This is a genomic window from Dyadobacter subterraneus, assembly GCF_015221875.1.
Classification (GTDB): Bacteria; Bacteroidota; Bacteroidia; order Cytophagales; family Spirosomataceae; genus Dyadobacter; species Dyadobacter subterraneus.
In genome coordinates, this window is record NZ_JACYGY010000002.1 from 568,534 (window position 1) to 580,449 (window position 11,916).

At 40.8% G+C, this 11,916-nt stretch carries 7 protein-coding genes; 2 read left to right on the plus strand and 5 right to left on the minus strand.

All coding sequences use genetic code 11. The annotated features are described in order from the left end of the window. Positions 1 to 156 precede the first annotated feature (156 nt). Positions 157 to 5,607: an alpha-2-macroglobulin family protein gene (locus IEE83_RS27765; protein ID WP_194124014.1), complete on the plus strand. Its 5,451-nt coding sequence runs from the start codon at positions 157 to 159 to the stop codon at positions 5,605 to 5,607. Between the two features lie 571 nt (positions 5,608 to 6,178). On the opposite strand, the gene IEE83_RS27770 is transcribed toward IEE83_RS27765, so the two are convergent. Genes IEE83_RS27770 through IEE83_RS27790 form a run of 5 tightly spaced genes read right to left on the minus strand, consistent with a single transcriptional unit; the run spans position 6,179 to position 10,373 of the window. Then, positions 6,179 to 7,222 (minus strand): hemin-degrading factor, encoded by a 1,044-nt coding sequence (locus tag IEE83_RS27770; protein ID WP_194124015.1) that lies wholly within the window; start codon positions 7,220 to 7,222, stop codon positions 6,179 to 6,181. A 47-nt stretch (positions 7,223 to 7,269) separates the two neighbouring features. Beyond that, on the minus strand, positions 7,270 to 8,061 hold the full coding sequence (locus tag IEE83_RS27775; RefSeq protein WP_194124016.1) for a heme ABC transporter ATP-binding protein: 792 nt from the start codon (positions 8,059 to 8,061) through the stop codon (positions 7,270 to 7,272). Beyond that, a complete protein-coding gene (locus tag IEE83_RS27780; protein WP_228102102.1) occupies positions 8,058 to 9,170 on the minus strand; it encodes a FecCD family ABC transporter permease in 1,113 nt (370 codons plus the stop codon). Before IEE83_RS27780 ends, IEE83_RS27775 begins: the two co-directional genes overlap by 4 nt. Beyond that, the gene (locus IEE83_RS27785) at positions 9,170 to 10,027 is read right to left on the minus strand and encodes a heme/hemin ABC transporter substrate-binding protein (protein ID WP_228102103.1); all 858 of its coding nucleotides are present in this window, start codon (positions 10,025 to 10,027) and stop codon (positions 9,170 to 9,172) included. The genes IEE83_RS27780 and IEE83_RS27785 overlap by 1 nt, the downstream gene beginning before the upstream one ends. Then, a complete protein-coding gene (locus tag IEE83_RS27790; RefSeq protein WP_194124018.1) occupies positions 10,020 to 10,373 on the minus strand; it encodes a DUF6686 family protein in 354 nt (117 codons plus the stop codon). The genes IEE83_RS27785 and IEE83_RS27790 overlap by 8 nt, the downstream gene beginning before the upstream one ends. A gap of 252 nt (positions 10,374 to 10,625) precedes the next feature. Between IEE83_RS27790 and IEE83_RS27795 the strand changes: the two genes are divergently transcribed. Further along, positions 10,626 to 11,903, plus strand: coding sequence for a cation:dicarboxylate symporter family transporter (locus tag IEE83_RS27795; RefSeq protein WP_194124019.1), 1,278 nt, complete (start codon positions 10,626 to 10,628; stop codon positions 11,901 to 11,903). The last annotated feature ends 13 nt before the right edge of the window (positions 11,904 to 11,916 follow it).

Genomic DNA, 11,916 nt, shown 5'->3' on the forward strand with positions numbered 1-11,916 from the left:
GACAGACAAAAATAAGATTTGATACAATTACTGTTAACTTAGACGGATGGTTTTTTGTTATAAAAAATCATCCGTTTTTCATATCCTGATTTTGGATAAAAAAACGTTATTGCCTCAAAACAAATCCTGTTAGTCCGAAAAATTCGTTAACATCTCATGAGAAAATTCTCTTCCTCGTTATTTATCTTTATTCTTTTTTCTGCATATTTTTTCAATGGCTGCTCTTCTCTGAATGAAGTAAAAGTTGCCGGAACAAATTTTAAAGACGAGATTGGACAATCTCAAAATCTGGTTTTTACTTTCAATAAAGATCTTGTTTCAGAAAATCAGCTTGATAACTGGGATTCAACGCAATACATTCAGTTTGAACCAGCCGTTCGCGGGAAATTCAAATGGTCAGCACCCAATGAACTGATTTTTTCGCCGGTTAATGGTTTTGGATCTGCAACAAACTACAAAGCCAAACTTACCGACAAATTATTATCTCAATCCAAAACGGAAAAAAAGTATGGCGTTTCCTCTGAGACGGTAGATTTCCACACCCCTTATCTCCAACTGATAGAAACGGAAAGTTGGTGGACACTTTCAAAGGAAACCGGTCGGCAGGAAGCACGGGTAAAATTGATTTTTAATTATCCTGTCAATACACAAAATGTTGCCGAAAGATTAAAGTTAACGCTGGCGGAAAAATCAATTTCGTACAAAATCCTGCCATCCCCTGAAGGAAAAATAATTACGCTCGCATTGCAGAATATCGGCGCAGCGGATAATAATCCAATACCATTACAGATCACGTTAGACAAAGGATTAAAAGCGCAAAACACAACGTACGCCACAAAAGAAATTTTAGAAAGGACAACCAGTTTACCATCGCCGCTTCATTTAGAAGTATCTGATATCAAGACTGGTTTTGAAAACAATGCTGCATTTGTACGGGTCATTACAACACAGGAAATTGTCAAAGAAACCATTGAAACCGGTTTTTCAATCAATCCAGTCGCAACTTTGACTAGTGAACTGACAGAAAATGGTTTTATTCTGAGGGGTGATTTTAACGAAACTGATACTTATGCACTTTTAATCAATAAAACATTAAAAGGCGTACTTGGTAAAACATTGGAAGACGAAACTTCCCGTGATTTATTCTTTGGAAAAATGCCTGCGGGAATTTCCTTTGCCAACAAAAAGGCGCTCTATATGACGCCAAAAGGTTCTCGGAATATGGGCGTTCAGATTGTCAATGTTCCTAAAGTTCAGGTCAAAATAGCCAAACTTTATGCCAATAATATTTTGAGTTACGTTCGCTCAAACCGTTGGGAGGAATATGGTTATGTGGGTGAAGACTGGAAATCTACGGGTGCATTCAATTACGGCAATGATGAAGAAAATAATTTCACCGATATCATTGTAAACAAAGTCGTTGAAACAGAAAATCTTCCAAAAACCAAAGGAATCTCAGCATTAAACATTGCTTTGCCGGATGACAATGGTCGCCGTGGAATTTACCTGGTTTCCGTTAATTCAAAAGATGAAGCATATCTGGGCGCGACAAAACTGGTATCCATTTCTGATATCGGATTAATTGCCAAACAGGGAAAAGATGAGCTTTGGGTTTTTGCCAATTCGATAAAAACCAACGAGCCGCTGGCCAATCTGGAAATCACCTTAATCAGTACTAACAATCAATCCATTTTCACAGCTACAACTGATGGAGACGGCATCGCTCATATTGAAAAACTGGGTGAAAAAGCACCTGGTTTTAAACTGGCGATGATAACGGCGGGAAGTAAAGAAGATTTCAATTATCTGCTACTGGATGATACCCGCGTGGAAACTTCCCGTTTTGGAGTAGAGGGACAGCGGGATAATACTTCCGGTTTACAAGCATTTATTTATGGCCAGCGCGATATGTACCGGCCGGGGGAAACACTTCATTTCAATACCGTCATCCGAAATCAAAATTGGCAGGTTGCGGCCGAAGTTCCGCTAAAATTAAGACTGGTTACACCCAATGGAAGAGAATACCGAACCTGGCGGAAAAGTACCAATAAGCAAGGTGCAGTAGAAACGGAAGTAACCATGGAAACTGCCGCACTCACCGGAACCTACGTTTTGGAAGTATACAATGCCAACGACGTTTTACTGGCTTCTCAATCCGTTAATGTCGAGGAATTTATGCCGGATCGAATTAAAGTTGATTTGAGCGGCGCACAAAAAGAATATGCTTCCAGCAGCACGATTTCACTGACAGCAACGGCACTAAATCTATTCGGTCCGCCGGCTAGTAACCGAACCTATGAGATGGAATCTCAACTGAAACGGAAAAGCTTTTTTGCGGCCGGTTTTCCTGAATTCACTTTTGATATTCCTGCTGAAACCACTTTCGAAAAAGAAAGGCGACAAGGTATAACGAATGAGCAGGGACAAGCAACCGAAAAATTTCCGCTGGCTCCGGGAATAAAGGATATCGGCGTTTTGGAAGGAAAAATATATGTTACCGTTTTTGATGAAAATGGCCGTCCGGTTAATCGTTTGCAGCATTTTGATATTTTTACACAAAACATTTTTTATGGAATTCATTTGCCTGATTCTTATGTCGGAGTAAATGCGCCGGTTCCTTTTGAAATTGTCGGAGTGAACAGCAAAGGCGTTTTACAAAATGGTGCCAAGGCAAAAGTTGAAATCGTTCGACTTGAATATCAGACCGTTGTAGAAAAGAAAAACGAGCAACTGACCTATACTTCCAGAAAAAGTGAAAAGATTGTCTATTCCAATATTCTCAATCTTATCAATGGAAAAAATACTTTCCGTTATGTTCCAACGGTTTCGGGAGAATATGAAGTGAGAATTCGCCGGCCGGAAGCGGAACATTACAGCGTTGCCAATTTTTATGCATATGGTTCGGGTTACACACAATATTCGTCTTTTGAAGTAAGTAATGAAGGGCGGGTTTTGATGGAAACCGATAAGGAAAAATACAATGTCGGGGAAACGGCAAAAATCCTATTTAAAACACCATTTGACGGCAGATTGTTAGTAACTGTGGAGAGAAACAGTGTGCAGGAACATCACATTTTAACTACTGAAAAGAAAGCAGCAGAATTGAAACTCAGCTTGAAAGAGGAACATTTGCCAAATGTTTTTGTGACAGCCACTTTAATTCGTCCACTTGATAATTCTGATTTGCCGCTAACGGTTGCCAATGGTTTTATTCCTGTTTTAGTAGAAGATTCAAAGCGGAATCTTCCTGTTTCCATCACTACTGTTGAAAAGTCAAGATCAAAAACGAAGCAGCAAATCCGCATTAAAACACAACCTAACGCAGAAGTAACAATTGCCGTGGTTGATGAGGGAATTTTACAGATCAAGAATTTCAAGACGCCTGATATTCATGGTTATTTTTATCAAAAACGCGCTTTGGAAGTTAGCAGTCATAATTTATATGCATTGCTTTTCCCGGAATTAAATATCTCCGGTGCGTCTAGTTTTGGTGGTGATGGTTATGATCTGGAAAAAAGAATTAACCCGTTAAGTAACGGAAGAACAGAACTGGTTTCTTTTTGGAGCGGACAAATTTCTGCCAACGGAAACGGAGAAGCCACTTTTGATATCAACATTCCCCAATTCAGCGGCGATTTGCGGATTATGGCTGTTGCGTATAAAGACAACGCTTTCGGCTCGGCAAATAAAAATATGAAAGTGGCAGATCCGGTTGTGATCAGTGCCGGTTTGCCACGTTTTTTAAGTCCGGGTGATGAGCTGGTTTTGCCAGTTAATATTAGTAATACTGAGAAAAAAGCAGCTGATGCTACGGTGACTTTGCAAGTAAGCGGACCGCTAAATTCCGGTTCGACCCCAACTGTTCAAAAAATCAATATTCCTGCCGGAAAAGAAACAAGAGCAATTTTTTCTGTAAAAGCTCTGACTGCCATTGGTGCCGGAAAAGTAATCGTGAAAGTGAATGCTTTTGGAGAAACTTTTACACAGCAAACGGAAATTACCGTACGCCCGGCTTCTCCATTATTGAAAACGAGCAGCTCCGGATTAATTGCCGGCGGACAGCAGGGATTGATAAATCTTACTACTAGTTTTATTCCTTCTACTGCAAACAGTCAGGTCGTATTAAGCCGTTCTCCATTGGTTGGAGGTGGCGGAAAAGCACTTTCCACGCTTTTGGGCTATCCATATGGTTGTCTGGAACAAACGATTTCAAAGGCCTTTCCTCAGCTGTATTTCGCTGATCTGGCGAAAGCAATGGCTACTCCGGTTTATCTTGTAAAAACAGGAGAAAGTGATTTCAATCCGGTTACGAATGTGCAGCAGGCAATCCGTAAAATTGAATCACAGCAATTGTTTAATGGCGGGGCAGTCATGTGGCCGGGCTCGGTTACAGAAGATTGGTGGACAACCGCTTATGCTGTTCATTTCCTGGAAGAAGCGCGGCGTGCAGGATTTGAAATAAATCCAAAAACATTAAGCAAAGCGATCGAATATCTGACTGGTAAAACGGGAACAACTGCGACGAGAGAAGTTGCGATAGCCAGCACAAGTAATGATTTGCCAAAAGAATCATTGACAAAAGTACGTAAAACGGTTGCGCGGCGTGAGACGATTTATTCTTTATATGTTCTTGCTCTAACCGGTTCGCCCAACCGTTCCGCAATGAATTATTATAAGCAAAATCCGCAACTATTGACAGTTGACGCCCGCTATCTGCTGGCCGGAGCTTTCCAATTAATTGGTGATACAAGAAGTTTCAGTTCGATTTTACCAAAAAGTTATACTTTCCAAAATGGCAGTACTGTTTTTGATGACAGTTATTCTTCTCCATTAAGAAATCTGGGTTTGGTACTCAATACGCTTTTGGAAACGGATGGTGATAATTTACAGATCACGCCGCTAGCACGTCAGTTATCAAAGGCAATTCAGTCTGCTTCTTACATCAATACGCAGGAAGCAAGTTTTGCGGTTTTGGCTTTGGGAAAAGTGGCCAAGAAAACTTCTGCTTCAACCGTTACGGGTTCTGCCCTGATTAATGGCAAGAAAATCGCTGCTTTTGATGGGAAGGAATTGAAAATCGCCAAAGGAATTGTCAATCAAAAATTGGCTATAATCACTCAAGGAAAAGGTGATTTATATTGGTTTGCACAATCAGAAGGAATGTCTGCCACTGGTGCTTTTGTGGAGGAAGATCAGGGATTAAGTATCCGTCGGCAGTATCTGACGCGTGATGGGAAACCGGTTTCTGCTTTGCATCAAAATGATCTGGTTGTGGTTAAATTATCGCTTTCAAGTACAAATGGACTTCCGGTGGAAAATGTAGTCGTGACTGATTTGTTACCGGCTGGTTTTGAAATTGAAAATCCAAGGATTACGGAGCCAAGGGATATGCCATGGATCAAAAATACGGCTGTTCCGACTTATTATGATATTCGTGATGACCGGATTCACTTCTTCACAACAGCTGATAAAATTGAAAAGTCGTTTTATTATCAAGTTAGAATTGTTTCGAAAGGGATTTTTACAACGGGGCCTGCGGCGGCTGATGCGATGTATCAAGGGGAATTTAGAAGTTATTCCGGGGGAGGGAAATTGAAGGTTGAATAGGAGACTATATCTAACCGCAATAGGCGCAATGGTTTTCGCAATGGACGCGATGGATGCGAAAAATAACTTTTAATACCCGTCCGACGGTAGAAAAAACCGTCGGACGGGCCTCCGGTCGGACGGCTTTTTCCGCCGTCCGACCGGTAATAAAACTTTCAATAATCAATCACTTTGTCATCTTAACCACAATAGCATTTTGACATGCACAAAAACCATTGCATCCATTGCGAAACCTATAGCGCCCATAGCGGTTAAAAACAAAAAAGACTGCTCCGAGACGGAACAGCCCATTTGAATCACTATGGCGAAATAATATATTAACTTAGATTTTTCGGCTCCATTGGAGCCTCCTGTTTATAGAAAATCCCGGATATCTCGATTTCCCTGGCTCCTTCGGAGCCTCCTGCCTGATTCGTAATCTATTCCATATAACAGGCGACTCCTACGGAGTCCATACCTAGCTCGGAAATCGATTTTCTATAAACAGGATGCTCTATCGAGCGGTTTCTACTACCGAATTTTGGTATAAAATCGTCCACTTGAATTTATAATTTCAGTCTCTGACCTGCAATTATTTTTTAACAACCGACTTCTCAATCAATTCCGGCCAAGCCGTTAACTCGGGTTGACCAGGCTTACGTTTTCCAAAAAACTGGTTAAACATAACACCTTCTTTGTCAATCAATTCAATACCGGTTACGATTCCGTCTTCCGTAGGTTTTCTCACAACCCAGGCCTCATCAATTGCATCTTCACGCAAATGCAGATTGAATGCCGGATCCATGATATTTAACCAAGGTCCCATAACAAAAATCTTGTTGATCGGACCTGTGTGGATTTGGATACAGTTTGGATTTGAAACAAAAACCATGATAGGCAATTCTGTTTCAGAAGCAGCATCAAAAACGGCTTTCATACTTTCCGGTTTGATTTGGTACGCATATCCTTCCGGAGCATGACGAAGCGCCTCTTTTCTTGACAATTTATATTTGCGCAAAAGTCCGAAAAACTCGTGCGTATCTTTCAATGTAAGCCATTCTGCCTGGAAAGCTGCTGTGTCAATATCACCAGCTGGTTCGTCCGCTTTTTTCTCAGGTTTTGCTGCTGTTAAAGCCAAAGTTTCCTGATCCGCAGCGCGGTATTTTTCTACCAAAGCGTCATATGCTTCTTTGTTGCTTTGTTCGGTCAGATAAATTTTATGCGTTGCATCTCCAAAACTGTTAAAGAATTGAAGGCTGTGACGATCTTCTTCATGCACAGCAAAACCGAATTTCCAGTCGCCAAGGAATAATCTCAGATCGATATCTGGTCCTAAAACTAATCCAACATGGTTGTTGAAAGAAACATTTTCATATACTCCTTTACGCTCATGCACCACATGATCATTACGCGTCAGCGCCATCACATAACCCAAAGAAGGAACATCTTTTAGCAATTCACGGAAATCACCTTCAAGCAAAATTATATTTTCACCCAATCCTGTGGCAACCAGATCCGCTTCTGTGGTATTCAATTCCCTGGCTGCGTCACGGATACGCGTTTTAGGATTTTCTGCTTTAAATTCAGTCCAGCGATCTTTAAGTGCTGTGCGGTCAGATATTAATTCTGTCTTCATAGTGAATGGTATTAATTGATACGGAGATGTTTATGTTGATATTTATATTAAAAAACAGATACAGGACTAGCCTCTGGAATAATTACCGGAAACGGCGTATCATCCGGCTGAATAATTTTCACCGATACGCCGAAAGCTTCCCTGATATTATTTCCTGTTAAAACCTCATGCGCAGTTCCCATGGCAAAAGTTTTCCCTTTTTTCAACATCAGAACCTGATCTGCATATTGTAATGCAAAATTCAAATCGTGGACGACTGCGATAACACCGTAGCCTTTTCTTGTCATTTCTTTCGCCAGCTGAAATGTTTCATACTGATGCAGCAGATCCATTCCGGAGGTGGGTTCATCCAGCAAAATAAATCCTTCCCTAACTTCCCAGATTTGCGCCAAAGTTCTCGCCAACTGAACACGTTGCTGTTCTCCGCCAGAAAGTGTTGGATAAACCCTGTCCCTGAAATGAGAGATTCCTACCTTTTGAAGACAATGATCCACAATAGCCAGATCTTTCTGTGACGGTTTTGAATCGTAAAAAGGATAGCGACCCATTAATACGATTTCCTGTACCGAAAAAGAAAGTGTGATTACATTTTGCTGGGCAAGTACGGCACGTTTCTGCGCCAGTTCTTTCAAATTATATTTTCTCAGATCCTTTCCATGAAAAGAAATGGTTCCGGAAGTTGGCGTTATTTCTTTTGACAAAGCCTTCATCAAAGTAGATTTCCCTGCTCCGTTAGCACCCACTATCGCCCAGAATTCACCTGTTTTCGCTTTGAAATTGATATCGTGTAAAAGCGATTTATTTTTTACACCAAAATGTAAGTTACTAGCCTCGATCATACACGGTTTCGTTTTTGATTCCAAAGAAGATACAGGAAAAACGGTGTTCCCAGCAGTGCAGTAAGTATCCCGATCGGAAGTTCTGCAGGTGCTACAATGGTTCTTGAAATTGTATCAGCCAACGTCAGCACTACCGCACCGCCAAGAGCCGATCCAATCAATAAATAACGATTATCAGGACCAAAAATACTTCGGATAATATGCGGAACGACGAGTCCAACAAAACCGATTGTTCCCGCAACGGCAACAGAAGAACCAACCGCCATTGTCGCCAATATAATTATCGATCTTTTCAGCACTTTCATATTGACACCCAAATGAGCTGCCTGACTTTCTCCTAAAACCAACAAATTCAACGATTTAGCCAGATAAGGCATAAAAATGATACTGCAACCGACAAATGGTGCAACCGAGATAACGGTGGTCCAGTTAGCACCACCCAAACTCCCCAATGTCCAGAAAGTGATTGTTCTTAACTGTTCATCCGTTGCAATGTATGTCATCAAACCGGTAAGCGCAGCAGCAAAAGCGTTAATTGCAATGCCGCATAAAAGCATGGTTGTGACACCGCCTTCGCCTGTAATTTTCGAGAGCTGATATACCAGCATCGTCGTTAATGCCGCACCGATAAATGCTGCAAAAGACAACGTGTAAGCTCCGGCGTATTCATTAATTATGCCCAAAAATTTAATATTCAGCATGATCACGATCACCGCAAAAAGTGAGGCGCCGGAAGTAACACCGATCAGCGTGGCATCCGCTATCGGATTTCTGAATAAACCTTGTAAAGCTGCGCCCCCGATACCGAGACCGGCTCCAACCAATATTCCCAGACAAACTCTTGGCAAACGAATCACCCAGAAAACGATTTCTTTTTGCTCTTCCAGAATCGGCGTATCTGTTAATCCTGTTTTATAACAAATGATCCCAATGATTTCTGAAACTGAAATATGCAAAGCGCCTGTTCCAACAGAAAAAATAATACAGGCAAGCAAAGCAATACTCAAAATCAGAATAACCCAACCAGGTGAAAGTGGCTGTTTCAGCGTTTCAGGCATCATTTTCTGATCCTCGCTTGTTGATTTTGCTATGATTTCTTCCTCTATCATTATTTCACTTTTTGAGCTAATTCAGCAGCTGCTTTTCCCAAACGTGGTCCAAATCCTGTCAAAAACTGACCGTCCATCGATACAATTTTTCTGTTTTTACCAGCATTCGTATACGCAACGCCAGGCACTTTCAGAAGTCCGTCGATACCATCAACACTTTCCAGACCGCTTGAAAAAAGAACAAGCACGTCCGGATTTGCTGCTAAAAGTGATTCAGAAGTTAAGGGTTTAAAATCAGTAAAATCCGTTACGGCATTTTTGTGGCCGATTAATCCGAACATTTTATCAAGAGAAGTATCTTTTCCCGAAACCATCAATGTTCCGGTTCCTCTTGCATATATAAAAAGTAATTTTTTCGGTGTTGTCGTTTTTGGAATTTTTGCCAGATCAGATTTCAACGATTTGATCATTTTTTCTGCCTGTGGTTTTGCGTTGAAATATGCACCCATTTCACGGATCAGATTTACCGTTCCTTCCTCAGAATATTCTTGTTTGAAAGACACAACTTTTTTGCCTGAACTATTCAGTTGTTTAAGCACATTTGCGGACATCATGCTTTTGTCACTTGTTATGATTACGTCAGGATTCAGGGCCAGAATTCCCTCAGAAGAAATATTTCTGTTGTGTCCGATTTTTGGCAATTTGTCAAGAGAAGCCGGATATGTACTTGTAATATCAACACCTACAATCTGAGATTCCAGACCTAATCCAACCAGAATTTCACTCAATGTTCCATTGGCTGACACGATACGTAAGGGTGCCGTTTTACTAAAAGCAGGAATATAGGACAGACAAAAAATCACAACCAGAACAGAGAAAACTCTGCTTAAACTCGAAATACGCATTTTCTTATTCATTATTTTTATGAGAAAATATCCGGTCGATTTCCAGTGCCAGCAATGTTTCCTGAAAGAGATTTTTTATTTCTTCCACTTCTTCATCATTGAAAGACAACATGAAATTCGGTATCGGTGAGGGTAAAAGATGATTTCTCCCGTGTGGCAAAGCAGTTTCCATGGTCTGAAACTGATGCTCGTCGTATAAAACAGAATGAAAACCGTTCAATCCGTCTTCCGAAAAAATGAAAAGCACGTTACCGAAAACAAAATTGTAATGATCACAACAGCTGCACTGCCCGATATATCCGTTTTTTGACTGACTTAAAATCCGTAATGACGAATAAGAATGCGAGGAGTCGTGCATAACCAAGTTCGATAAAATGTCCTGAGATCGATTAAATTTTCCGGAATACTATGATGCTTTCATTTTATACGGACAAATATAGCGTTTTATTATTTAGACCAAGTATAAACAATAAATAAAAAATAGTTTTCTACATGCAGGGCTTACAAAAAAGTCCTTTAATATCGTAACTTGACTACCATCCGAATACCTGAAACTGGTGCAGTCGCCAAATTCTGTACCGTAGCCATTACTTCTTAACTACTCATTAAATTGAAGAAGCTCTTTACTAACCTTACCTTTTGGGTTCTTACTGCTATCACAGCCGGCGCGCTACTGGGTCATTATGATCCTGAAACGGCTGTCAAAATGGATGTTTTGGGAAAAGGTTTTATTTCAATTGTCAAGATTTTTATCAATCCAATTATTTTCCTGACAATAACGCTGGGAATAATTGGTATGGGCGATTTGAAAAAAGTAGGAAAGGTTGGTGCAAAAGCGCTTCTATATTTTGAAATTGTGACAACGATGGCGCTGATTGTTGGTGTTCTGGTTGCCAATATTATTCGTCCCGGTGATGGCGTAGTCACCGCAAATCTTCAAAAAGGCGATATTTCTGTTTATGCCAATAAAGTCCATGATTTCAGCTGGCTGAAATTCTTTCTGGATAATGTCACTTTGCAGGTACTTCTCGTTTCCCTGATTCTGGGTACGGTTTTGAGCAAATATTCAGGAAAAGATGTGGTTATCAAATGGCTGAGTTTTGCTTCCAAATATGTTTTCAAGGCACTTCATATTGTCATGATTTTTGCTCCGATCGGTGCTTTCGGAGGAATGGCTTTCACCATTGGAAAATATGGAATTCATACACTTTTACCATTGGCAAAACTGATGGGAACGGTTTATATGACCATGGCGATATTTATTTTCGGTGTACTTGGGCTGATCCTGCGAACTTATAAAATCAGCATTCTGGCTTATTTGAAATACATCCGTGAAGAACTTTTGATTGTTCTGGGAACATCGTCTTCCGAAGCGGCATTACCTTCTATTATGGAAAAACTGGAAAGAATGGGCTGCTCCAAACCGGTGGTAGGTCTTGTTATTCCGGCGGGATATTCCTTCAATCTGGATGGAACTACGATCTATCTTTCCATGGCAACGATTTTTCTGGCGCAGGTTTTTAATGTGCATCTGACAATCGGGCAGATACTTTCTGTAATTGGAATTTTGATGGTTACTTCAAAAGGAGCTGCCGGTGTTACCGGAAGCGGTTTTGTTGTACTGGCTTCAACGCTTACGGCAATAAAAGTGATTCCTTTGGAAGGTTTGGCACTTTTACTCGGTGTTGACAGATTTATGTCAGAAGCCCGCGCCATTACCAACATCATCGGAAACGGGGTTGCAACCATCTGGCTCGCCAATAATGAAAAAGAATTTGACCGGGATAAAATGGTTTTGGCTTTTGCGAATGTACGGGAAACGGAAAGTATTATCACTGATAATCTGAGGGATGTGACGCAGCAGGAATCGACAAAGGGATTTGATTAAGAGCGAGATGGCT